The sequence below is a fragment of the Paenibacillus aceti genome (assembly GCF_003614185.1).
GTDB classification, from domain to species: Bacteria; Bacillota; Bacilli; order Paenibacillales; family Paenibacillaceae; genus Fontibacillus; species Fontibacillus aceti.
Window position 1 is genome coordinate 2,701,733 of sequence record NZ_KZ987724.1, and the last position, 21,851, is coordinate 2,723,583.

The 21,851-nt window shown below is 50.5% G+C and carries 26 protein-coding genes; 9 read left to right on the top strand and 17 right to left on the bottom strand.

What is annotated here, in order from left to right:
* From groEL to BFJ94_RS26200, 3 genes are all read right to left on the bottom strand, one after another.
* A partial coding sequence (gene groEL / locus BFJ94_RS12055) for a chaperonin GroEL (protein ID WP_120462893.1) occupies positions 1-1,050 on the bottom strand: 1,050 nt, incomplete at its 3' end.
* Between the two features lie 56 nt (positions 1,051-1,106).
* Positions 1,107-1,388 (bottom strand): co-chaperone GroES, encoded by a 282-nt coding sequence (groES, locus tag BFJ94_RS12060; RefSeq protein WP_120462894.1) that lies wholly within the window; start codon positions 1,386-1,388, stop codon positions 1,107-1,109.
* Between the two features lie 191 nt (positions 1,389-1,579).
* On the bottom strand, positions 1,580-1,693 hold the full coding sequence (locus BFJ94_RS26200; protein ID WP_368856878.1) for a CPBP family glutamic-type intramembrane protease: 114 nt from the start codon (positions 1,691-1,693) through the stop codon (positions 1,580-1,582).
* A gap of 50 nt (positions 1,694-1,743) precedes the next feature.
* On the opposite strand from BFJ94_RS26200, the gene BFJ94_RS12070 reads away from it, so the two are divergent.
* The gene (locus BFJ94_RS12070) at positions 1,744-1,962 is read left to right on the top strand and encodes a hypothetical protein (RefSeq protein ID WP_188831445.1); all 219 of its coding nucleotides are present in this window, start codon (positions 1,744-1,746) and stop codon (positions 1,960-1,962) included.
* A gap of 264 nt (positions 1,963-2,226) precedes the next feature.
* Here BFJ94_RS12070 and tatC read toward each other — a convergent pair whose 3' ends face one another.
* The 5 genes from tatC to BFJ94_RS12095 all read right to left on the bottom strand — a co-directional run bounded on the left by tatC (position 2,227) and on the right by BFJ94_RS12095 (position 5,231).
* Positions 2,227-2,988 carry a twin-arginine translocase subunit TatC gene (gene tatC, locus BFJ94_RS12075; RefSeq protein WP_120462895.1) on the bottom strand — a complete coding sequence of 254 codons (762 nt, stop codon included), beginning with the start codon at positions 2,986-2,988 and terminating at the stop codon, positions 2,227-2,229.
* Between the two features lie 137 nt (positions 2,989-3,125).
* The gene (locus tag BFJ94_RS12080) at positions 3,126-3,347 is read right to left on the bottom strand and encodes a twin-arginine translocase TatA/TatE family subunit (RefSeq protein ID WP_120462896.1); all 222 of its coding nucleotides are present in this window, start codon (positions 3,345-3,347) and stop codon (positions 3,126-3,128) included.
* Positions 3,348-3,553: 206 nt separating this feature from the next.
* Positions 3,554-4,039 carry a MogA/MoaB family molybdenum cofactor biosynthesis protein gene (locus BFJ94_RS12085; RefSeq protein ID WP_120462897.1) on the bottom strand — a complete coding sequence of 162 codons (486 nt, stop codon included), beginning with the start codon at positions 4,037-4,039 and terminating at the stop codon, positions 3,554-3,556.
* A 48-nt stretch (positions 4,040-4,087) separates the two neighbouring features.
* Positions 4,088-4,585 carry a cyclic pyranopterin monophosphate synthase MoaC gene (moaC, locus tag BFJ94_RS12090; RefSeq protein WP_120462898.1) on the bottom strand — a complete coding sequence of 166 codons (498 nt, stop codon included), beginning with the start codon at positions 4,583-4,585 and terminating at the stop codon, positions 4,088-4,090.
* On the bottom strand, positions 4,548-5,231 hold the full coding sequence (locus BFJ94_RS12095; RefSeq protein WP_229717036.1) for a 5-formyltetrahydrofolate cyclo-ligase: 684 nt from the start codon (positions 5,229-5,231) through the stop codon (positions 4,548-4,550). Before BFJ94_RS12095 ends, moaC begins: the two co-directional genes overlap by 38 nt.
* A gap of 225 nt (positions 5,232-5,456) precedes the next feature.
* Here BFJ94_RS12095 and BFJ94_RS12100 point away from each other — a divergent pair, with 225 nt between their 5' ends.
* Positions 5,457-7,430 carry an ABC-F family ATP-binding cassette domain-containing protein gene (locus BFJ94_RS12100; protein WP_120462899.1) on the top strand — a complete coding sequence of 658 codons (1,974 nt, stop codon included), beginning with the start codon at positions 5,457-5,459 and terminating at the stop codon, positions 7,428-7,430.
* A 313-nt stretch (positions 7,431-7,743) separates the two neighbouring features.
* On the opposite strand, the gene BFJ94_RS12105 is transcribed toward BFJ94_RS12100, so the two are convergent.
* On the bottom strand, positions 7,744-8,226 hold the full coding sequence (locus BFJ94_RS12105) for a hypothetical protein (RefSeq protein ID WP_229717037.1): 483 nt from the start codon (positions 8,224-8,226) through the stop codon (positions 7,744-7,746).
* A 184-nt stretch (positions 8,227-8,410) separates the two neighbouring features.
* Between BFJ94_RS12105 and BFJ94_RS12110 the strand changes: the two genes are divergently transcribed.
* Positions 8,411-8,788, top strand: a complete 378-nt coding sequence (locus BFJ94_RS12110) for a rhodanese-like domain-containing protein (RefSeq protein WP_120462901.1) — start codon at positions 8,411-8,413, stop codon at positions 8,786-8,788.
* Positions 8,789-9,088: 300 nt separating this feature from the next.
* Here the strand turns inward: BFJ94_RS12110 and BFJ94_RS12115 are convergent, their stop codons facing one another.
* Positions 9,089-9,913 (bottom strand): AAC(3) family N-acetyltransferase, encoded by an 825-nt coding sequence (locus tag BFJ94_RS12115; RefSeq protein WP_120462902.1) that lies wholly within the window; start codon positions 9,911-9,913, stop codon positions 9,089-9,091.
* A 266-nt stretch (positions 9,914-10,179) separates the two neighbouring features.
* Between BFJ94_RS12115 and BFJ94_RS12120 the strand changes: the two genes are divergently transcribed.
* Complete coding sequence (locus BFJ94_RS12120) at positions 10,180-11,175, top strand: M23 family metallopeptidase (protein ID WP_120462903.1); 996 nt, start codon at positions 10,180-10,182, stop codon at positions 11,173-11,175.
* A 5-nt stretch (positions 11,176-11,180) separates the two neighbouring features.
* Positions 11,181-11,591 (top strand): bactofilin family protein, encoded by a 411-nt coding sequence (locus tag BFJ94_RS12125; RefSeq protein WP_120462904.1) that lies wholly within the window; start codon positions 11,181-11,183, stop codon positions 11,589-11,591.
* 502 nt (positions 11,592-12,093) lie between these two features.
* On the opposite strand, the gene tsaD is transcribed toward BFJ94_RS12125, so the two are convergent.
* Genes tsaD through tsaE form a run of 4 tightly spaced genes read right to left on the bottom strand, consistent with a single transcriptional unit; the run spans position 12,094 to position 14,980 of the window.
* The gene (gene tsaD, locus BFJ94_RS12130; protein ID WP_120462905.1) at positions 12,094-13,119 is read right to left on the bottom strand and encodes a tRNA (adenosine(37)-N6)-threonylcarbamoyltransferase complex transferase subunit TsaD; all 1,026 of its coding nucleotides are present in this window, start codon (positions 13,117-13,119) and stop codon (positions 12,094-12,096) included.
* 26 nt (positions 13,120-13,145) lie between these two features.
* Complete coding sequence (gene rimI / locus BFJ94_RS12135) at positions 13,146-13,646, bottom strand: ribosomal protein S18-alanine N-acetyltransferase (protein ID WP_162944255.1); 501 nt, start codon at positions 13,644-13,646, stop codon at positions 13,146-13,148.
* 15 nt (positions 13,647-13,661) lie between these two features.
* Entirely contained in the window at positions 13,662-14,489 is an 828-nt protein-coding gene (tsaB, locus tag BFJ94_RS12140; protein WP_120462906.1) for a tRNA (adenosine(37)-N6)-threonylcarbamoyltransferase complex dimerization subunit type 1 TsaB, read from the bottom strand.
* Positions 14,489-14,980, bottom strand: a complete 492-nt coding sequence (tsaE, locus tag BFJ94_RS12145; RefSeq protein WP_120462907.1) for a tRNA (adenosine(37)-N6)-threonylcarbamoyltransferase complex ATPase subunit type 1 TsaE — start codon at positions 14,978-14,980, stop codon at positions 14,489-14,491. The genes tsaB and tsaE overlap by 1 nt, the downstream gene beginning before the upstream one ends.
* Positions 14,981-15,267: 287 nt before the next feature.
* Here tsaE and ku point away from each other — a divergent pair, with 287 nt between their 5' ends.
* Positions 15,268-16,209 (top strand): non-homologous end joining protein Ku, encoded by a 942-nt coding sequence (gene ku / locus BFJ94_RS12150; RefSeq protein ID WP_120462908.1) that lies wholly within the window; start codon positions 15,268-15,270, stop codon positions 16,207-16,209.
* A 25-nt stretch (positions 16,210-16,234) separates the two neighbouring features.
* Here ku and BFJ94_RS12155 read toward each other — a convergent pair whose 3' ends face one another.
* A complete protein-coding gene (locus BFJ94_RS12155; RefSeq protein ID WP_308424688.1) occupies positions 16,235-17,188 on the bottom strand; it encodes an ATP-dependent DNA ligase in 954 nt (317 codons plus the stop codon).
* 191 nt (positions 17,189-17,379) lie between these two features.
* Here BFJ94_RS12155 and ligD point away from each other — a divergent pair, with 191 nt between their 5' ends.
* The 3 genes from ligD (at position 17,380) to BFJ94_RS12170 (ending at position 19,958) form a co-directional block, all read left to right on the top strand.
* Positions 17,380-18,273: a non-homologous end-joining DNA ligase gene (gene ligD, locus BFJ94_RS12160; protein ID WP_120462909.1), complete on the top strand. Its 894-nt coding sequence runs from the start codon at positions 17,380-17,382 to the stop codon at positions 18,271-18,273.
* Between the two features lie 245 nt (positions 18,274-18,518).
* The gene (locus BFJ94_RS12165) at positions 18,519-19,517 is read left to right on the top strand and encodes a M23 family metallopeptidase (protein WP_120462910.1); all 999 of its coding nucleotides are present in this window, start codon (positions 18,519-18,521) and stop codon (positions 19,515-19,517) included.
* A gap of 30 nt (positions 19,518-19,547) precedes the next feature.
* Complete coding sequence (locus BFJ94_RS12170; protein WP_120462911.1) at positions 19,548-19,958, top strand: bactofilin family protein; 411 nt, start codon at positions 19,548-19,550, stop codon at positions 19,956-19,958.
* A 64-nt stretch (positions 19,959-20,022) separates the two neighbouring features.
* On the opposite strand, the gene BFJ94_RS12175 is transcribed toward BFJ94_RS12170, so the two are convergent.
* Entirely contained in the window at positions 20,023-20,802 is a 780-nt protein-coding gene (locus BFJ94_RS12175) for an ABC transporter permease (RefSeq protein ID WP_188831441.1), read from the bottom strand.
* Positions 20,795-21,706, bottom strand: coding sequence for an ABC transporter ATP-binding protein (locus BFJ94_RS12180; RefSeq protein ID WP_120462912.1), 912 nt, complete (start codon positions 21,704-21,706; stop codon positions 20,795-20,797). Before BFJ94_RS12180 ends, BFJ94_RS12175 begins: the two co-directional genes overlap by 8 nt.
* Between the last annotated feature and the right edge of the window lie 145 nt (positions 21,707-21,851).

Genomic DNA, 21,851 nt, shown 5'->3' on the forward strand with positions numbered 1-21,851 from the left:
CTGCGCACGGATTTGGTTCACGCGAGCATCGATATCCGCTTTGTCGCCGCTGCCGTCTACGATCGTCGTGTTCTCTTTCGTGACGATCACTTGACGAGCGTTACCCAATTGTTCGATCGAAGTCGTCTTCAGATCAAGACCGAGCTTCTCGGTGATCACTTGGCCGCCAGTCAAGGCTGCGATATCCTGCAGCATCGCTTCACGACGGTCGCCAAAGCCAGGAGCCTTCACGGCTACCGCATTGAAGGTACCACGCAGCTTGTTCACGATCAGCATCGCTTGTGCTTCGCCTTCGATATCTTCGGCGATCACCAGCAATGGTCTGGATTGTTGTACGATCTTCTCAAGCAGTGGCAAAATTTCTTGCGTGCTGCTGATCTTCTTATCTGTAATCAAGATGTAAGGATTGTCGAGAACCGCTTCCATCTTGTCCGTATCTGTGATCATGTATGGGGATACATAGCCACGATCGAATTGCATCCCTTCTACAACTTCAAGCTCAGTGTGGAAGCCGCGCGATTCTTCAACCGTGATGACACCGTCTTTGCCCACTTTTTCCATCGCTTCCGCGATTTGTTCGCCGATTTCTTCATCTGCTGCAGAGATCGCAGCTACTTGAGAGATCGATTGCTTGCCTTCGATCGACTTGGAGATCTTCTGCAATTCTTCAACGGCTACCTTCACCGCTTTGTCGATCCCTCTGCGCAGTCCAACTGGGCTAGCGCCTGCAGTTACGTTCTTCAGACCTTCGCGAATCAAGGCTTGCGCCAGAACCGTTGCTGTCGTCGTTCCGTCACCAGCTACATCATTGGTCTTCGTCGCCACTTCCTTCACGAGCTGTGCGCCCATGTTCTCGAAGGCATCTTCCAATTCGATTTCCTTAGCGATGGTAACGCCGTCATTCGTAATCAGCGGGCTGCCGAATTTCTTCTCCAATACTACGTTGCGACCTTTTGGTCCCAATGTAACTTTTACCGCATCTGCCAAAGTATCTACACCACGAAGCATAGCGCGACGTGCATCTTCACTAAACTTAATAACCTTTGCCATGAATGATTACCTCCCTATATTTTAAATCATGCCGTTATATTTAAGTATTTGGGTTGTTATTCAATAATCGCGTGAATATCGCTTTCTTTCATAATCAAATATTCTTTACCTTCATACTTCACTTCAGTACCGGCATATTTGGAGAACAGTACGCGGTCCCCAACTTTCACTTCCAACGGAACACGAACCCCATCCTTCAACGCACCGCTTCCGACTGCAACGATTTTCCCTTCCTGTGGCTTCTCTTTGGACGCCTCTGGAAGTACAATACCCAATGCTGTAGTCTCCTCTTGCTCGATTGGTTCTACCAATACGCGCTCGCCTAATGGTTTGATCATGAAAAAGAGCCTCCTTCAAATTAATAGTTTTAGTTTTAGCTACCGCTTCAACAATTAGCACTCGATGAATCACAGTGCTAACAACATCTATAATGATAATAAAATCGCATCCAAATTTCAAGTTTTTGCATCATTTTTTTGACCAAAAAATTTATTAAATTAATGTTTAAGGACATTCTACGCTATTGCAGTCAGAACCAGGAACACCCATTCGATAAACCATGGATAATAACACCGGGCCAGATCGAATGAGTTCGCTCGTAAGCCCATGCGAAGATAACACCCCCAGGAAAAGTAGCCCCCACCTCAAACCCATGCGTGTTCTCAAACCAACGATAGATAAAGCCGCGATAGAATGGTGATTCAGCAAGGAATCCCGCCAGAATCGGACGAAGGCTATAAAATTGCTCTTGAATGGATTGGGATTTCAAAAGATACGTTCAGAGGGGACGAGGAACTTATGAATAAGTTCTGGGAAGTGAGGAAGAAGCCTGCGGAAATAACAGGTCTTTATCCCGTTTCCGAAGAAGTGTTAGAATTTACAGAACGTTGTATGGCCTACGCTTGCCCCTAACCTAATAGCTGTTCCAAAACTGTAACGAAACAAGGTATCGCTATTTGCATCAAAAGGAGCCATTTCAAAATCTAACGAAACGGGGTATCGTTATTGAGGCGAATAAGTGGCTAAAAAGCTGATTTTCACCCGAATAACGATATGGTGTTTCCTTAGATTGGAATCAGTGCTGATTTCACGAAAATAACGATATAGAGTTTCGTTAGAGCTCCGGGCTCCGAAAAACTGCCCAGCACTTTTTCAACAGCCTGCAAATCGCAGGGATCATCCGCTATACTCTTCCGCACGCTTGGCATCCGCAGCCAGTTGCTTCTTGTACACCCGACTGGAGAGCAGCACGCTGATCTCATAAAGAATAATAAGCGGGATAAGCACGAGGAAGGCTGAGAATAAATCCGCCGGAGTAATCATAGCTGAAATAATGACCAGTATAAAGTAAGCGACACGCCGCATCTTGCGCAATAGCTGTGGGGTCAGAATGCGCAGCTGTGTCAGGAATAGAATGACCAGTGGCAATTCAAATAGCAGCGAGATCGGAAAAATGACGTTCATCAAAAACTTGAAATAATCCGCCATTCCATAGGTCTCGATCAAGCCCAGCTCCTGGTTCAGCCCTGCAGTAAATTTCATCGCCAGCGGGAACACCACAAAGTAGCCAAAGGCGATCCCGATGAGGAAACACAGGAACACATAAGGAATATATCGGAGCGTCGCCTTGCGTTCCTTCGGCTTCAGTCCCGGACTAACAAACGCCCATATTTGATATAATGTAAAAGGCAGCGTAATACCTAGAGCGACGACCATAGCGATTTGCATATATACGCCGACGCCATCCCAAAAGGAGAAAGCGTTCAGCTTAATCTCTACACCTGTGATCGTATTGATCGTCAAATATTGATAGATCGGACGGACGACAAAAAAAGCAGCGACGAGAACGACCGTAAACACAACAGCCACATAGATTAATCTACGTCTCAACTCCGATAAATGCTCGACGAGCGTTACAGTCCCTTGTTCATCAGCCATACCTGTCCTCCTCTTAAGCCAGTAAGTCTGGTCAGCACAGCACAATATCATAACTATGGCGATTCAAACAAAGCCCCTCCCTATAGACAGGAAGGGACTTAACCTCCAGTATGTATCTCAATTATGATATCACTCTACTATTCCGGTAACCGGCGATCCTCCTGCTTCGGTGCCTCACTCACAGGCCCAGGCGCCGCTTCTGCTTTCTGAGCTTCGGGACGATCTTCTACAATATCGCGGGTAGCATTCTTGAACTCATTAATCGTACGCCCAACAGCGCGGCCGAGCTCCGGCAGCCTCTTCGGACCAAACAGCACAAGAGCCGCTATAACAATCAACAGAAAAGTACCTGCGCTCATGTTCATTCTCCCCCGTTAGCATAAAATAATGGACTCGTGATGACAGCGCCATCACGATACGCCCACATCATACCATAACAAAGATCACAGTTACAGCCTGTTTCGCAAATTTTTTTACGAATTTTATATTATGCCAACGTATATACGACAACCCCCGGTGCAGCCGCAAAAACAAGGCCTGCCTACTTCCATAACAACAAAGGAGATCAAAGGCGGAATTGGCCCGTGACCATAAGCAACGCTTCCGGAAGCTGATCCATAATCGCTGCCAGGTTCTCATGCACTCCCTTGGGAGTACCGGGCAGATTAACGATCAGAGTTCGTCCGCGAATTCCGACGATCCCACGGAACAGCATGCCGGCCGGATTCTTCTGAGTGACCTTAGAGCGCATCGCTTCAGCCATCCCAGGCACCTCACGTTCAATGACACGTCGGGTCGCCTCCGGGGTCACATCTCGAATCGCCAGCTCGGTGCCGCCTGTCGTCAGGACAAGATCGGCCTGGAAATAGTCGGTCATCTCAATCAGGGCAGCGATAATCTCGTCCGGTTCATCCGGCACGATACGATACTCGATAATTTCGCCCCCCAATTCTTCTTCGACCAGTTCCCTAATCACCTGTGCGCTCGTATCTTCACGCTCGCCCCTGGCTCCTTTGTCGCTTGCCGTAAGAATCGCAGTTTTCCAAACCATGAAGCCATCCTCCTCACCCATTTAGGAACTTCTATTTAAAGATGAACTTTATAAATAATTTCTTGATCTATACTCCCCGCTAGCTCCGCCGCTCTTGGCGAGCAGCATGGTCGGCCCGATAACGATATCCTTCTGCAGGGATTTGCACATGTCGTACACTGTTAACGCAGCCGCTGATACGGCGGTCAGTGCCTCCATCTCCACGCCGGTCTTGCCCTCGGTCCGGACGGTTGCTTCTATATATAGTTCGTCTCGATCATTATCTGCGAAGACGATATTCACTCCAGTAAGCAGCAGCGTGTGGCACATGGGAATCCACTCTGACGTACGCTTCGCGCCTTGAATTCCGGCAACCTGGGCGACGGCAAGCACATCTCCCTTGCCGATTCTCCCCTGCTTAATAGCTGTAAGCGTAGCTGGCAGCATCGTTACCGTTGTTCTGGCGACGGCCACCCGGGCCGTGGAGTCCTTCGCCGAAATATCGACCATCCGCGCCCGGCCCTGTTCATTAAAATGTGTCAGGGCTTGTCCTGATTCCGTTTCCATAAATGCCTTCACTACTTCCCTTCATATATATCATACCAGATGCCGTAAATAGCATATCCAGTCTAAAATCATGCTCTTCCATCGGAACCCGCTCAGGAACAATCTGCTCCATAAGCGCAAGTGAAGCCTTGATCGGGGATATAGTGCCGTTCTTACCAGCCACAGATACCTGCTCGATAAAACGGTCATAATATCCGCCTCCGTAACCGATCCTTCCACCATACCGGTCATAAGCGAGCCCTGGAACAATAATGATGTCTATTTCCTCATAGCGTGCAGCCGGCCACAGCGGCATATCATCTCCCGGTTCGAGAATACCCCAGACTCCCGGTGTAAGCTCATCTATAGCTTTCATTTCATGAAGCGTCAGCTTCCGTCCTTCATTTACTTTGGGAACAAGCACCCGATCGCCATGCTTGAGGCAGGTATGAATCAATGGCATTGTCTCGGGTTCATCTCGAAATGACATGTAGCAGAATACATTCAGTCTTCCGCCACGGCTCAGTCTTAGGGGGGACAGCACCTCATTCTCTGCCAGCCTGCTAGCAGCCAGTGATTGTTCCTTGCGAGAAGCTGTAGAGACACGGGAGCGAATCGCTTTCATCCTGTCGCGAAGCTCTCTCTTTTGTGCCGCAATATCCCTCACGATGCATCTTCCCCTTTCCATCAAGAAGGACATATTTCAATGGCCAGAAATAAATATTCTTCCCTCTAGTGTATCATTGTTAACGTAAAATGAAAACCAAGCTTCTTTTCACAAATGATATGACAACGGGCATAATGTGCGGTGCATTTGCAGGTTTTTTCATGTACACTACAATATATAGTTGGACGGTTACATTCTCAATAATTCGTGGAGGATCAAATTCATATGTTGCTTCAAGCTGCTAATATTACTAAATTATATGGCGTCACTCCGGTATTGGAGGGCATCAATCTGCAGATCCTGGAAAGAGATCGGATCGGCCTGGTCGGTGTTAATGGCGCAGGAAAATCAACCTTACTACAAATCATCGCCGAAGAGATATCGCATGACGGTGGCCAAATCTTCAAAGCCAAGGAGACGCGTATCGGCTATCTGGCTCAGAATAGTGGTCTACAATCTGACCGCACGATCTGGGAGGAAATGCTGAATGTATTTGCCCCATTGTTAGAGACTGAGCGCGAACTGCGGGAGATGGAGATGCAAATTGCTGACCCTGCTACAGCCGCTGATGAGAAAGCCTACCAGGATCTGCTGAATCGCTATGCCCTGAAATCAGACTGGTTCAAGGATAATGGCGGCTATGAAATCGAGACTCGTATACGTAGCGTGCTGTATGGTATGGGCTTCGGAGACTTTCCATCGGATACCATCATCTCAACGCTGAGCGGCGGGCAGAAGACAAGGCTCGCATTGGCCAGAATTCTGCTCCAGGCTCCCGACCTGCTGATGCTGGACGAGCCGACCAACCATCTGGATATTCAGACCTTGACCTGGCTGGAGGATTACCTCCGCAATTATTCCGGGGCCTTGCTGGTCGTCTCCCATGACCGTTATTTCCTTGACCGTCTCGTTACGACCATCGTCGAGATCGAACGGCATCAATCGACCCGCTACACCGGCAATTATAGCCGTTATATCGAGCTTAAGGCGGCTGAATATGAGAGCCGCATGAAGCAATATGAGAAGCAGCAGGACGAAATTGCCCGGATGGAGGATTTCATTCAGCGTAATCTTGTCCGCGCTTCAACGACCAAGCGAGCGCAAAGCCGACGCAAGGCATTGGAGAAGATGGAGCGGATCGACCGTCCGCTCGGCGATCTGAAGCGAGCCAGCTTCTCCTTCGAGGCGGAAATCCAGACGGGCAAGGATGTACTCCGTGTGGAGCAGCTATCCTATGCTTATGATCATAGCAATCCGCCGCTGTTCCAGAACGTCTCCTTCGACCTGAAGCGCGGCGAGACGGTAGCTCTAATCGGGCCGAACGGTATCGGTAAATCTACTCTGCTAAAAATATTAACCGATGACCTGAAGCCACGCTCAGGCTCATTAACCTGGGGAGCCAAAGTGAAGATCGGCTACTACGATCAGGAGCAAACTCATCTGAATCGCAACAATACGGTACTGGAGGAAGTCTGGGGGACTTTTCCGCATATTGAAGAGGCGCGTATCCGCAGTGTGCTTGGAAACTTCCTGTTCAGCGGCGAGGATGTGCTGAAGAAAATCGCTGCATTAAGCGGCGGTGAGAAGGCCCGGGTAGCACTGGCCAAGCTGATGCTGGAGAAGGCTAATGTCCTGATCCTTGACGAACCGACTAACCATTTGGATTTATTCAGCAAAGAGGTGCTGGAATCGGCCCTGCTCGATTATGACGGCACATTACTGTTCATTTCTCATGACCGCTATTTCCTGAACAAGATGGCTGAGCGGATCGTGGAGCTGCATCCGAGTGGCGCCCAGCATTTCCTGGGTAATTATGATGACTATCTGGAGAAGAAGCTGGAACTGGAAGAGATCGCTGCGGAGAAGGCAGCGCTGGAAGGCTCCAAGCAGAAATCATCCGAGCGGAACACCACTAATCAAGAGACTGACAATGCCTCTAAAGCTAAAGCAGGGGCAGCATCCTACGAAGCGGACAAGCAGGCCAAGCGTGAGGAACGCAATCGTCAGCGTCGTCTGGAGCAGCTGGAAGAGCAAATTGCCAAGCTGGAAAGCGATATCGCTACACTGGAGCATGAGCTCACCTTGCCGGAAATATATCAGGATTACACCGCTGTTCAAGAACGGCAAGCAGCGATTGATGAGCATAAGGAGCAGCTAGCGAGCTGCTATGAGGAATGGGAACAGCTGATGGAAGGCTAAGATTTTCATAAAATCGTAATAAAATCTATAATCACAGCTTTATCCACAGCCATTTGATAATATATGTAAAAAAACGACCAGCCAGGTCGTTTTTTTATAGCTTAAAACGGGCTTTTCTTGAGATTTCCCAAATTATCCACTAAGTTATGCACATTATCCACAATTTTTCTGAAAAAATTATTAGACTTGCAACCGATAAATTCAATCCGTTGGCGCACAAGACTTTTTATGATTTTCATTGCATAATCGTCCCGAATCGCCCTTCTCTTGTCCACAACTTGACAAAGTGCCTAGAAAGGTGCCTTGCCCTTAACTAAAATTCATTTCCTGCACTAGACTTCAAATACGCTTCCTGGACATGAGGCAGCACCGTTACAATCTCAATTGCCAAGCCTAGAGCAATGTAGAATAGATGGATGAATGCAACCCCGTTAAGTATATAGGTCTCGACCGAGATCCAAATGATTAAAGTAATTGAAATGTACAGCGAGAATGCCCAGGACCAATGTAATTTCTTGAAAATATTCAATCGCTCCGCCCAACCACAATCCCGCATCGTGATAAGTCCCCAAGCGGTGATTAATGGCCAAATCCCTAGGCACACCAGCAGAATGATGCCGGGAATTAGATAGTTCGGGAATAGGGGAATCTGCATAATGTCAGAAGGCAGGCCTAGTAGATCCCCACTCGGATCAATCACTAATATCCCTCCACCAAATACTGCACCGATCCCCAGAAACAACTGTAGTCCGATCAACAACCAGCATGCAAAGGAACGCCGTGGTTTACTCTGCACATCCATCATCCTTTCGATTTACATTTGTGATAATTTTCACTAAAGATGAATCAGAAAAGCGATATTAGTTGAATGTAGCTCTATGTTGATTCCAATTTATCATATGCCGCCGATATTAGGAATTGAAATTCTGGACTCCAATCGATAAGATAGAAAAATATCACATCGAAATGAGGTCATACAAATGCGAGAGATCATCGCAGGGATTTCCCATATAGATAGCGCTGAATTGCAGCTAATACTTCAAAATCCAGATAATAAAACTTTAATCATCGATGTTCGTGAGCCCGGAGAATACATAGCGGGTCATATTCCGGGCATACCGCTCATTCCGATGAATGATATTCCGGACTATGTCCAGGAGCTCGACGCGGATCGGGAATATATATTCGTGTGCCGCAGTGGAGGCAGAAGCTATGAAGTCGCGAGGTTCTTGAAGCATAATGGGTTCGAGAAGGTTCATAATTTTTACGGCGGGATGCTCAGCTGGAGCTATGAAGTTACGGAAGGCCCGGAGAAGATTATTCAACAATTTGATCCAGCCCTGCTGGAGAGAAATTAAAGGCAACACAACCTTCTGGCAGTTGAAAAGCTAAGACCAGGCTTTCGAAGCGCGCTCTAACGAAACACCATATCGTTAATTCCGCCAAATCAGCACCGCTCATAATCTAACGAAACTCCGTATCGTTACTCGGGTAGAAACCAGCCGTACAGCTCCTTTTTCACCCCAATAGCGATACCCTGTTTCGTTACATTTTTAAATCGCTCTTTTTGGCGCAAATAGCGATACCTGGTTTCGTTACAAATTAGGGCAACCAAAGACCTCGTATTCATGTGAGGTCTTGGCTCGTTATTTTACACTCTACCGTCCATTCGAATCCTTGTTCTTCCTATGGAGAGGCAGCCAGGCTGTTCCGTAATCGACCAGGGCCTTCTGCGGAATGAGCATAGCATCGGCCCCGCCGATCTTCCCGCGCCTAACCAGACCCGTCTCCCGCTCGAAATCCGCACCGATATCCGCAAAATCAGAGGCATCATATTCAATATCCTTGAACTCCACCCAGCACTTTGCCCTATCGACCTGCATCGGCGCCTTGTTCCCTATTTCCCGCCTGGTCTCATACTCCGCCCGAATTTCCGATAAATGCAGTGAAGTGTTACAGTCATTGCCGACGCCGAGCAGCAGCACATAGCCTTCCAAATCATAGATTCGCGCCAGAGGAGACTGCTCACCTAAGCTGTATTCCAAGGAATGCTGTCCGCTAATAAACTCCGCCTTAGCCCCCCAGGCTGCAAAAGAAACCTGCGGGTGATCGCTACGGATCACAGAGCTCTGCTTGCGGAAGATCTCAGGAATAATCCCCATATACCACAGCGGTGTGATGTCCGGGTCATAAGCCGGCATCTGTTCCCGAATTGTCTCCCACCATTCCTGCGGCACAGGTGGATTCTCCCAGCCCGCAGGATCGCTTAAATCCCCGGAATGAGTCGGCATGACCACATTTCCTTCATTACCGACCACGCCTTCTAGCGCCAGAAAAACAGCGGGCGGCCCTCCGACTACGAAGGAACCGAGCGCTTTATAAGAAGAATGCATAATGACCGTCATTCCCTGACGAACTCCTAGACGGATAAAATCCTCCTTCAAGGTATCCACCGTAATCAAATTTCCCTGGATCATTTCCATAACACCAGCCTCTTCTCTCAATAAACGAAATGAACAAAATGCACTATATCCCTTAGAATATATCATAGAGTAAACGACAAAATAAGACATTCTCCTTTTTCCACAATGAATATAATGGAGAATTTGTACAAATGATAAGGGCAAACATCTGACAATTTTCTGTACAAGGCAGGGATTTGGAAAGTTTTGACGAATCATAGCTATTAGCTTATCGTCAGGAAGTCTTAGTCCCATAGAATGATTACAACTTCGTTCAGGAGGATTACATGAAATTCAGATTCAAACCGATCAACAAGCGGTTTACGGTTCTGATCGTGCCGGAGGGCACCAGCCCGGTATTCCGCTTCAAATTAAAATTCACTCTTCTGCTGTCCATGGCTATAGCCGTTGGAAGCATAGCTGTACTGCTCCTCGTTCTGTTCATCGTGAACCGCAATCACTCCGACCGGATCACCTCTTTACAAGCAGAGCTCTCCCAATCCAATAATCAGCTCCAGAGCACGATCGACAATAAAGAGCAGACCGTTGACAAGCTGCTGTCCGAATTGCTCGAATTGTCGGAGAAATCCAAGGACATCGAGATCAAGATCAATGAGCTTGAGCAAATTGAATCGGAATTGAGATCCTTGACCGGCAGATCTGGATCTGGCCTGGCTTCGGATTTGACCGCTCTGCTGCCGCTAACTGAAGGAGGCATCGGCGGCGAGGACATTCCGCTTACCGAGGATGAGATCGTATCGTTAGCCGCAGAGACGAAGGAGAATCTGGCGGCTACTCTCGATAAAATGCCAAACATACAGACAAGACTCGATCAGACGAAGCTAAATCTGCAGAAGTACAAGCAATTGCTGCGCATTCTGCCTACCTATTGGCCTACCACTTCCGTGCGTACCACCTCGGATTTCGGCAAGCGAGTGGACCCGTTCAACAGGAAGATTACCTTGCATAGTGGGCTGGATATTGGCGGAAAGGTAGGGGATCCGATCTACGCCGCGGCGGACGGCGAGGTAACTGATGCTGGCTACAGTCCAGCACGCGGGTATTACGTAACCGTATCCCATCCATCGGGAACAGAATCGATCTACATGCATCTTAAGAAAGCACTGGCCGATACGGGCGATGTGGTGAAGCAAGGCGATGTGATCGGACAGCTCGGGAACACGGGCCGAAGCACGGGCCCGCATCTTCATTTTCAAGTGATGAAGAACGGTGTTGCCGTCGATCCACTACTCTATTTAAAAATCCCTGAGGAGGATGACTAGACCTGATGCTACGAAGTAAAGGCTCCAAAATCAAAATCGACCCGAATGCGACCGATACCTTGATCGGAGAGGGCAGTATATTTGAAGGTAAGCTGAAATCGAGCGCAAGCGTGCGCATCGAAGGCCAGATGAACGGCGATATCGAATGCAGCGGTGATGTAACGATCGGAGAGAAAGGCAATGTGACCTCCGATATTATCAGCGCCAGGAACATAACGATCGCCGGGCAAGTGAACGGCAATGTACAGGCCAGCAATAAATTGACGATAACGGCGAAGGGCAAGCTATATGGAAATATAGCTGCCGCCTCCCTCTCCATCGAAGAGGGGAGTATCTTTGAAGGGACAAGCCGGATGGAGAATCTGTCGTCGGGCATTACGGAGGCTATGAAGGAGGCCGCCGCCTCTTCCGAATAGCTCACCGCCACAGCCAGAACACACGCTAGCAGCAATCATCCCTAATTATCGAATGGGGCTGTCTCAAAAGTCGAGCTTCCGGCTTGGAGACGCCCCTTTTGCGTGCCCAAACATGCCCACAGATGTGAACATCCCCCCTGCTCTGACCGGATCAACGCTAACGGACAATAATGGCCGTTAGCGTTGATCCGGTGGTACCCCGCCCTTGTAACGGACATAAATGTCCGTTACAAGGGAAATAGCCGCGGAAAATGGCATTTTTCGCTTCTAAGGGTCAGAAATGTCCGTTAGAGGCACAAAATTGTTGTTTTCAGGCTCTAACGGACATTTTTGACCGCTAGATCAGGGGGGAGTCCTGACCGTCCGTCCATGTTTGTCTCTTGCGCGAATAAATACGGAGTTTGGGATCGCGGCTTTGGCCCACAAAAAAAGTTGGACGGAAAACATGACGTTTCTCCGCCCAACTTTTTATTTTTGGAGGCGTATTGGACAGCCCCACTTTTTATAGCCATTCCTCTAAGGATAGGGAAGGATCGGCCTTCAGCTCCAGATCGGAGAAGCTACCTTGCTTCCATTTAAGATAAGCCGCAGCGCCGATCATCGCGGCGTTATCTGTGCAGTATTTAAAGGGCGGGATCACCAGCGCGATCTTCTCGCTGGCACAGCGCTCCGCCAGGCTAGCCCGCAGACCGCGGTTAGCCGCGACTCCGCCGCTGAGCAGAAGCTGCTTCGCCCCTGTAGCCCGCACCGCGCGGATCGCCTTCTCAACTAGCACCTCGATCACCGACTCCTGGAAGCCGCGGGCAATCGCTGCTTGATAGCCTTCCTCGCCCCGCATCTTATGCTGATTGACCGTATTCAGCACGGCTGACTTCAAGCCGCTGAAGCTGAAGTCATAAGAATCCGGCTCCAGCCAGGCGCGGGGCAGATGCTCGCTCTCAGCGGCTTCAAGCGCCAGCTTATCGACATGCGGACCGCCCGGATAAGGGAAGCCGAGCGCGCGGGCAACTTTGTCATAGGCCTCGCCGACGGCATCATCCCGGGTCTGGCCGATCAACTGGAAGCTGCCTTCCCGCTCCATCAGGACAAGCTCTGTATGTCCGCCAGATACGACCAGAGCCATACATGGGTACTCAATCGGCTGAACGAGCCGATTGGCATAGATATGCCCGGCGATATGATGGGTGCCGATCAACAGCTTGTCCAGCGCAAAGGCCAGGCTCTTCGCCGCCATAATTCCGACGAGCAGGGCACCGACCAGCCCCGGCCCTTCGGTCACCGCAATCGCACTGAGCTGATCTGGCTCAATCTCGGCTTGCCGGATCGCCTCGTCCAGCATCAATGTAATATTCTCTACATGCTTACGCGAAGCCACTTCAGGCACCACGCCGCCAAATGCTTTATGCGTCTCGATCTGGCTGGCGATCAGATTCGACATCACTTCTGTACCATTCTTGACAACCGCGGCAGACGTCTCATCACAGCTCGTCTCTACCGCCAATATATAGCAATCTTGATTTAACAATATTCCTCTCTTCCTCTCTCTTTCACGGCTCAGCCCTGCTGTACCCGTACCGGCAAGTCACACCACATGATCAGCGCATCCTCATGATTATCTGAATAATAATCCTTGCGCCTCCCCGTAGGAACAAATCCCATTTTGCCATAGAGTGACTGTGCGATGTAATTTGAGACTCTAACCTCCAGGGTCATGCGAACCATGCCCAGATCCACAGCCCAATCCATCATAACTCTCAATAGATGCTCGCCAAGATGTTGTCCGCGCATAGCTGTTCTTATCGCGATATTCGTAATATGGGCTTCATCGACAATCGTCCACATACCGCAATATCCGACCGGCTTGCCCTCCACCTCCAAGATCAGATATCTGGCAAAATGATTCATCGTCATTTCATTGCGGAAGGCTCCCTCGCTCCAGGGCAGCGTGAAGGACTCATGCTCAATCACCATCACATCCGGGATATCCTCCAATGTCATGGGACGAAATTCTATCTTACCAAGCTCAGCATCTTGTATAGACCGTATAGACCGCATACATGGTCTCCTCCTCTATGCCTTGCGGAGCAGCTTAGCTTCCGCTTCGGCAAGCTGGGTATAGTTCGGCTCCAGCGCGTGAACCTCATCGCCTGCACCGCTGCAGCTCCTCGCCGTCCCGACCAGCCCCATCCAGATCCCTTCCAGTTCATAGGAAGTGATATGAAGCCGATCGCCGACGAGAGGACGCAAGGCCTCCGCGGATGCTTCATGCAAGGCGACATCGCCGACGAACCAGATCGCTGCCGGACGCTCCTCTGGAGCATAGGATTGCAGCAGTTCGCTGAGCTGCGCGACCCAGCGATCCATCAACCGGATGCCATCAAGCTCAAGCCGCCGCGGCAAACTGCCGCTCTGGGCGGCAAATAACGCGGTATAGACTTGTCCGCGCCGGGCATCCACTAACGGGATGATCCAATGCTCGCCTGAGTTGGCTTCCGACCGCGAAGCCGCCCCTATAGCTGAGGCTCCCAATACCGCCGCATCCTGGTTCGTGCCTTTGGCCCAGGCCCCAAGCGCCGTCGCTTCCAGGCTGGACACGCCGAACACCGGGACATGCAATGCCCAAGCCAGTGTCTTGGCCGTCGTCACGGCGATACGAATCCCGGTGTAAGAGCCGGGACCGATGCCTACGGCAATGCCATCCAGCTCCTGCTTCGTTATTCCGGCAGCCTCAAGCGCCTTTTCAATCGCTGTTACCAAATAAGCTGAATGATTCCGTTCGGCATGTATATTTTGCTCCGCCAGCAATGTACCATTCTCCATGACCGCTACAGCCAGGGAAGAAGTTGAAGTATCAAACGCTAATAGCCGCTGCTGCGGCCGACTACCGTTCTTATTCATTATTCAAGGACCCCATTCTCTATTAAAGTGTTCATCCATGCCTCATAGGGCTGACCACTGGCATTCAGATATATTCTCCGCTCCGTGCCCGAGATCGTCTCCAAATAAATATGGAGCAGATTCGGCGGCAGAAGTTCGGTAATCAGGCTGGCCCATTCCACCAAGGTAACGCCCTGCCCATAGAAATACTCATCCAGACCGAGCTCCTCGGCTTCATCCAGCGATAATCGATATACATCCATATGGTAAAAAGGCAGCCGCCCTTTATACTCCTTAATCAAAGTGAAGGTCGGACTGTTCACCGTTCCCTGGACTCCCAGATGCCTGGCGAACAATTGCGAGAAAGCCGTCTTGCCCGCTCCGAGATCTCCATCGAGCGCGATTACTGTCCCTGGCAAGGCTTGTCCCGCCAGATATGCGGCCAGCCTCTCGGTTCCGGCCAGGTCTTTCACCTCATATACGAGCTTCGCCGACAATTTATCGAATTCCATACGTTGATCACCCTTATCTGCAGCATTCGCCAGCGAAATTTATCAATTCCTGTTCCCGCGGGCAGCTGCGCTTTTACAACAAAAACCTATAAAATTAGTGTTTCCCGGTCATGCTAAAAGAAAATCGTCGTTTTGCGTCAAACGAAATGCTGTTCTAAATCATTATATCGGTCTGTCAAGACAGCCGCAACACACGGATGAAGGGCCGCAATAATGATGATGTTGAATATCCGAGCAAACTTAAATCGCTTGAACCAAGAAAAAGAGGATGGAAAGGAGTGCCCAGCATGCATACCGTGTGGAAAGGCGCGATCAGCTTCGGGCTGGTCCATGTGCCGGTGAAGATGTTCTCAGCTACGGAGGACAAAGACATATCGATGAAATACATCCATAAAGTGTGCGGAAGCCCGATCTCTTATGTGCGCCGCTGCCCTACCTGTGATGTAGATGTCAATTGGGAGGAGATCTCCCGAGGCTATGAGTATGAGAAAGGGAAATATGTACTATTTACCAAGGAGGAGCTGGAGCAGTTATCCGCCCAGACCCAGAAAACCATCACCATTCTCGATTTCGTAGATCTGACAGAGATCGATCCGATTTATTTTCAGAAAACCTATTATTTATCCCCGGATCAGGCCGGCGGCAATGCCTATCGGTTATTGCTCGAGGCGATGCGGGATTCCGGCAAAATCGGTATAGCCAAGCTCGCCATCCGTTCCAAGGGAAGCTTGGCAGCGATCCGGGTGATGGAGGACTGCCTTGTGATCGAGACGATCTTCTATCCCGATGAGATACGTCCCGTCTCTCAGGTTCCTAATTTGCCGCAGGCGGCTAACGTGAATGACAAGGAGCTGATGATGGCCAAGCTCTTGATCGAGCAGTTGTCCACCCCGTTCGAGCCGGAGAAATACACCGATGACTACCGAGAGAATCTGTTAACCCTGATCCAGCAAAAAATCGCCGGAGAGGAGATCAGCCTGGCCCCGGCTAAACCGGAGGCAAATGTCATCGATCTGATGTCTGCGCTGCAGGCGAGCATCGAGGCCGTCAAGGGGCCGATCGTCACAGACCCGGGCGAGACTAAGCCCAAGCCGAAGCGCGCTCCGTCCAGGAAGCGGAAGGAAGCAGCTGCAGAGACGGAAGAGGCCAAGCCCGCCGCGGTGACTGAGACCGTAACGAAGCCGAAACGCAAGACCACCAGCAAAACGTCGAAGAAGACCATCTCCTGAGCTGAAAAAACAGGCTACATCCCATTTAAGTCTGCTGTGTGAGGACACAAGCCTCGGGCGGAACGTTGGCCCAGCCCTGAAGTACCGGCTGGCGCATCGTTCCGCCCGAGGTCCACTCGGCAAATTGCAGCTTGACCGTGAGCTCAGGCTTCAGCCATACCGCTCCCTTCACCCGTCCCGGGAACTCTGCAAAAGGACGCTGTGGCACCGCCAATCTCCGCGCCTCCTCCGTAATCCGAGTCAGATCATCCCCCTTCCATTTTCCCATCCCGGCATTTCCAATATATATAAGCCTGCCCTGGCTGTCATATAAGCCGAGCAGCACAGCATTGACCATCTCATCCCGATACGTAACCCCGCCAATTACGGCGTAGAGATCATAAGCCAGCTTTATTTTTCGCCAACGATCATCCTTGCCGCCAATGGCATAGCTGCTGTCAAACTGCTTGCAAACGATCCCTTCCCAGCCGCGCTCCTTCATGACAGAGAACAGACGGCTCGCATCATCCACATTAGGGACAAGCTGTACAAGACTGCTCGGCAGCACATAATCCTGCAACAGCTGCTGACGCTGAACGAGAGGCTGATCCGTAACCCATTGTCCATTACAGTACAGAATATCGAAAATCATATATACGACTGGGATTCGCTGCACCGCGAAGGTAATCTCCTGCTGACGGCGCAGGCTATCCCGCTTCATCACTTCCTGGAAGGAAGGCTTGCCTCCGGCAATCGCAATCATTTCACCGTCCAGGATGGCGGAATCCGCCCGGCAATATGCTGATGGGTCCATGAATTCAGGGTACTGGAGAGACCGCTCATTTCCACGTCGATTAATCAGGCGTACCTGTCCATGCTCAATATAAGCAAGCATCCGCACACCATCCCATTTGACCTGCGCGATCCACGGTTCTCCCTGCGGAAATTCAAAGACACGGATCGGTTCAAAAGGCACCACTGGGGTTATTTTCATCGCCATTCTCCTATTCTCCCCTCTTCTAGTGAAGGGACTCTTCATCCGTCTGTCCTAAGGAACTTATAGTTTGCGGACTTATAGTTTGCGGACTCATAGTTTTCGTGGATCAGGTTAGCCTAATCATTAGTAAACTCATCGGAAGTAACGATAGTCAAAGACTTTCATATTCTGCAGCCCCAGAGAGGAGTATTCCTATGGCACGAACGATTAAAGGCTCCATTCAAATAGAAGGTGAAGAGGTCACGATCACTAACCCGGACAAGCTGCTCTGGCCCGAGGCCGGGATCACCAAGCAGCAGTATCTACAGAAGCTGGCAGAGCTATCGCCTTATCTGCTGCGCTACTGCCACAATCGTCTGCTGACGACGATCCGTTATCCCGGGGGAATCCACGGCAAGTTCTTCTATCAGAAAAATGCCCCCACGCCGCTGCCTGAATTCGTCAGAACCGCCCGGCATGATGATATCCACTATATTGTGCTCGATAATCTGCCCACCTTGCTCTGGCTTGGCAACCTGGCTGCCATCGAATTTCACCCCTCCCTTCACTATGTCGGAGAGAGTCTGCCCTGTGAATGGATGATCGATCTGGACCCGAGTCAGGAGGATGAGCCACGAATTATGGAGGCTGCTGCCTATGTCGGCGATGTTCTCGCCTCCCTGGGTATCTCGTCCGTTCCCAAGACTTCAGGCGCTACAGGCATCCAGCTTATCATCCCGATCAAGTACGGCGTCACCTTCGACGAGCTCCGTTCCATCGGGCATTTCGTAGCCCGCTACGTCACGGAGAAATACCCGGACCTCTTCACCATTGAACGCTTGAAGAAGGATCGCGAGGGCAAGATCTATTTCGATTATCTACAGCATTATAGTGGCAAAACATTAGCCGCTCCCTATACGCCACGTGCCCGGACAGCAGCCAGTGTATCGACCCCGTTAACCTGGGAAGAGGTACGAGGCAATCCGCATCCGTCCGAATTCAATCTGCTGAACATAAGTGAACGGCTGGCGCAGAAGGGCGATCTGCTGCAGGAGGTCGAGCCGCAATCGCTTGAGCTTATTTTGCAGCACTTACAGTCAAAGGCCTAGGATTTAAGATTAGTTTTATTCCAGCCTTATCCACTTTGTCCGGGGTTTATTCATACCATCGAAACGCATCGAAGCCGATTGAAGCCTATCGGCTCATCACTCTCTAACGGAACGGGATATATCAGACAAGACAGTTTTTTGACATGATTTAAGAGATAAAGGAATAGATAAGATATATGAGCTCTATTAAACGTGCAACCGTGGTCAGAAGTAACTACTTCTATTGTAAGAGGAAAGGAGATGCCATGAGAAGTGCCACCTTACCGAATCCTAATCGGATGACGCTGCTCGTCCTTCGGGAAGCGGGGCAGCCCGCCAAGCAGGTTCAGATGTCGAAGCCGTTGATCGTCGCTGTCCCGCTCATCGCCATTCTATCGATCTCTGGCCTCATTGTAAGCCTGCAGCTTCAATCCACCCAGACCATCTCCAGACTGGAGGATCAGCTGCAGTCCCAGAATCTCAGGTTCGAGGCCATCGTCTCTGACAAGAACGCCGCAATCGAGAGATTGCAGAATGAAGTCATCTCCCTCTCCAGCCAGTCCCAGAGCATGATGAACCGGATGGAACGGGTAGCCGAGCTGGAGGATCAGCTACAGAAATTCATCGAGAAGTACGGGGAATCCGATGCGATGCGCAATTTATCCGCCCTGTCCCTGGGGGAGGCCGAGCTGTATCATCCCGATGATCCGGTGGGGGTGGGAGGAGAATTCATCGCTGTTCATGAGAATGAGATCGAGCAGCTGGCTGCACAGACGAGAGATCAATTCCAGGAAATGAACGCCATGCTTGACGAGATGGAGAAGAATGTCCCTCTGACTCTCAAAAAAGCCAAGCAAACGCAATTCTCGCTATCCGGGACCCCTTCCGAATGGCCGACTCTATCCAAACGCCTCACCTCTAACTTCGGCTACCGCACCGATCCATTCTCCGGCCGCGCCTCCTTCCATGCGGGAATTGATATCGGCGCCAAGCAAGGCGATCCGGTATACGCCGCTGCCGCTGGCGAAGTGCTGACGGCTGCACAGGATAACTCGCATGGCAAGTACATCGTCATCCAGCATCCCGGAGGTCTGCAGAGCTGGTATCTTCATCTGAGCAAGGTCAGCGTATCCGAAGGCGACTTCATCAAGAAGGGACAGACGATTGGCAAGGTTGGGAGTACCGGCCGCAGCACGGGCCCTCATTTGCATTTTGAGATTGTCAAGAATGGCAAGACGATTGACCCTTTGCCTTATTTACAATAATGGAATGGATGATGAACGGAGGATGTTAAGATGCGCAGAAAGAATGCGAAAACCCACGGGCTCACCGATACCTTGATCGGCCAAGGCAGCCTCGTCGAAGGCAAGGTGCAATGTGAGACGAATCTGAGGGTTGACGGAGCTATTCATGGAGAGATTGATTGCACAGGACAGGTCATCATCGGGGAATCCGGGGAGGCTCGGTCCAATATCAGAGGAGCGAACATCATTGTGGCTGGTCGCGTGATCGGAGACGTTTCTACCCAAGGCAGACTTACGATTACGAGCAGCGGTCAGGTGGACGGGAATGTGAGTGTCGCCAAGCTGGTTATTCTCGAAGGCGGCCTACTTAATGGCGTGAGCACGATGGAGAAGCTCAAAGTGGTAGCCCCGGCCTCCAATAAGGAAAAAACGCATAAAGCGGCGCAGCCTGAAGTGGGGTAATGCAAATTGAACAGATATTAAGGAGTTCCCGCCTGCATAGCAAACGGGAACTTTTATTTTTAGCCTATGCAGCAACATCGCGCTTCTTGAATACAAGCCAAGATACAAGCAGGAAGAGCAGTACATAGCTGAGCAGTACGGTGATCGAGAAGCCGAGCGTCATGCCGGCTACGCCCTCCTGTCCGCCCCGATACTGACTTAGATCCATATTGACGAACAGCGTATATTTGGCCCAAGGATAACGAACCGGATTGAACAGCATCGTGAAGATACCGCCTGTGAACAGAATGAACATCGATAAGCCGATAGCGATTCCGCTGGAGCGAAATACCGCTGAGATCATGAACGAGAATAGAGCAATCACCAGCAGATCGATATATCGGTACAGAATATCCTCCAGCATATAAGCGAGCGGACTAACATCATCCGAGTACATCAAGGAGGTGGTATTCTCCGGATACATGGCAAAAGAAATCAGCGAACTAGCCAGGAAGAACACGACCGTAATCAGCAGGGTGAACAGGATAAGCGCCAATAGCTTCGAGGCCAGCACCTTGGTTCGCGTCCATGGACGGATCAGCAACAGCTTGATCGTGCCCCAGGTAAATTCCCCGGCCACAATATCAGCCGCTACAACCGCAGCGAATATCGTTGCCAGATAATACAGAAAAGAGAGCTGGCTGATCGCATCCCAGGAGCTAATCGTCGAGCTGCCTCCGCCCAGGCGGAACAGGATGCTGAAGAACAGCACCATAAGCAGGATGACCCCGAACATAACCCAGGTGCGTATACGCCGATATATTTTCATATTCTCGTTCTGAACGAGCCTCATGAAATTACCCAATTTGTCCGCCTCCTGTCAGCTCGATAAATTGATCCTCCAGCGTTCTCGTAACGACCGCAATCCGGTACACCGAGATTCCCGACAACACTAGCCTCTCATTGATAGCCGCAGCGGTATCGCGATCGATATCCAACAGCAGATGGCTATCCATGATCTGACCCTGCCCGATTAATTCCCGGGCGCGCTCGGGATCACTGACCTCGAACATCGTCTTCTTCTGTTCATTCGCCACGGCGTCCTGATCATGAAGGGATCTGACATCGATTAACCGTCCTTGCTGGATGACGGCTACCGTATCGCACATCAGCTCCATTTCCGATAATAAGTGACTCGATACGAATATGGTCGTGCCTTCCTCCTCGGCCAGCTGACGCAGGTAGCTACGCAGCTCGCGAATCCCCTGCGGGTCAAGCCCATTCGTCGGCTCGTCCAGAACGAGCAGCTTCGGGCGGTGCAATATCGCCTGAGCCACACCGAGGCGCTGCCGCATGCCCAGCGAATACGTCTTCACCTTGTCATGAATCCGCTGCTGCAAGCCTACTAGCTCGATGACCTCCGCAATTCTCTGCTTCGATACCCCAGGCGACATTCGCGCATAATGCAGTAAATTTTGATATCCACTCAGGAACTTGTACATTTCCGGGTTCTCAACAATCGCTCCCACATGGGAGATTGCGGTCTCGAATTGCTTCGTAATGCTTGCACCCTGTATTTCAATATCCCCGGCAGTGATCGCCATCAGTCCAACCATCATCCGGATCGTCGTCGTCTTGCCGGCGCCGTTCGGCCCCAGGAATCCATAGACCTGCCCCGGCGGGATATCAAGTGTCAAATTGTCGATAATCGTCTTGCTGCCAATCCGTTTGCTTACCCCCTTCATTCGCACCACAGGCTCTAAATCCATCAAAGACATACCTCCTAACCATCCGTGCACCAGATTCACTTCTTATTAACATGTACACACGGAATTTACCTCATTCTACCACAAATCTCAATTTTCAATAAAATATTCCACTTGGGAGCCCTAACGAAACTACAGATTGACCATA

Excerpts from the sequence above, each read along its gene's own strand:
- groES (WP_120462894.1), bottom strand. The coding sequence starts at position 1,388 with ATGATCAAACCATTAGGCGAGCGCGTATTGGTAGAACCAATCGAGCAA.
- BFJ94_RS12070 (WP_188831445.1), top strand. The coding sequence starts at position 1,744 with ATGGTGATTCAGCAAGGAATCCCGCCAGAATCGGACGAAGGCTATAAA.
- tatC (WP_120462895.1), bottom strand. The coding sequence starts at position 2,988 with ATGGCTGATGAACAAGGGACTGTAACGCTCGTCGAGCATTTATCGGAG.
- BFJ94_RS12080 (WP_120462896.1), bottom strand. The coding sequence starts at position 3,347 with ATGAGCGCAGGTACTTTTCTGTTGATTGTTATAGCGGCTCTTGTGCTG.
- BFJ94_RS12085 (WP_120462897.1), bottom strand. The coding sequence starts at position 4,039 with ATGGTTTGGAAAACTGCGATTCTTACGGCAAGCGACAAAGGAGCCAGG.
- moaC (WP_120462898.1), bottom strand. The coding sequence starts at position 4,585 with ATGGAAACGGAATCAGGACAAGCCCTGACACATTTTAATGAACAGGGC.
- BFJ94_RS12100 (WP_120462899.1), top strand. The coding sequence starts at position 5,457 with ATGTTGCTTCAAGCTGCTAATATTACTAAATTATATGGCGTCACTCCG.
- BFJ94_RS12110 (WP_120462901.1), top strand. The coding sequence starts at position 8,411 with ATGCGAGAGATCATCGCAGGGATTTCCCATATAGATAGCGCTGAATTG.
- BFJ94_RS12115 (WP_120462902.1), bottom strand. The coding sequence starts at position 9,913 with ATGGAAATGATCCAGGGAAATTTGATTACGGTGGATACCTTGAAGGAG.
- BFJ94_RS12120 (WP_120462903.1), top strand. The coding sequence starts at position 10,180 with ATGAAATTCAGATTCAAACCGATCAACAAGCGGTTTACGGTTCTGATC.
- BFJ94_RS12125 (WP_120462904.1), top strand. The coding sequence starts at position 11,181 with ATGCTACGAAGTAAAGGCTCCAAAATCAAAATCGACCCGAATGCGACC.
- rimI (WP_162944255.1), bottom strand. The coding sequence starts at position 13,646 with ATGCGGTCTATACGGTCTATACAAGATGCTGAGCTTGGTAAGATAGAA.
- tsaB (WP_120462906.1), bottom strand. The coding sequence starts at position 14,489 with ATGAATAAGAACGGTAGTCGGCCGCAGCAGCGGCTATTAGCGTTTGAT.
- tsaE (WP_120462907.1), bottom strand. The coding sequence starts at position 14,980 with ATGGAATTCGATAAATTGTCGGCGAAGCTCGTATATGAGGTGAAAGAC.
- ku (WP_120462908.1), top strand. The coding sequence starts at position 15,268 with ATGCATACCGTGTGGAAAGGCGCGATCAGCTTCGGGCTGGTCCATGTG.
- BFJ94_RS12155 (WP_308424688.1), bottom strand. The coding sequence starts at position 17,188 with ATGGCGATGAAAATAACCCCAGTGGTGCCTTTTGAACCGATCCGTGTC.
- ligD (WP_120462909.1), top strand. The coding sequence starts at position 17,380 with ATGGCACGAACGATTAAAGGCTCCATTCAAATAGAAGGTGAAGAGGTC.
- BFJ94_RS12165 (WP_120462910.1), top strand. The coding sequence starts at position 18,519 with ATGAGAAGTGCCACCTTACCGAATCCTAATCGGATGACGCTGCTCGTC.
- BFJ94_RS12170 (WP_120462911.1), top strand. The coding sequence starts at position 19,548 with ATGCGCAGAAAGAATGCGAAAACCCACGGGCTCACCGATACCTTGATC.
- BFJ94_RS12180 (WP_120462912.1), bottom strand. The coding sequence starts at position 21,706 with ATGGATTTAGAGCCTGTGGTGCGAATGAAGGGGGTAAGCAAACGGATT.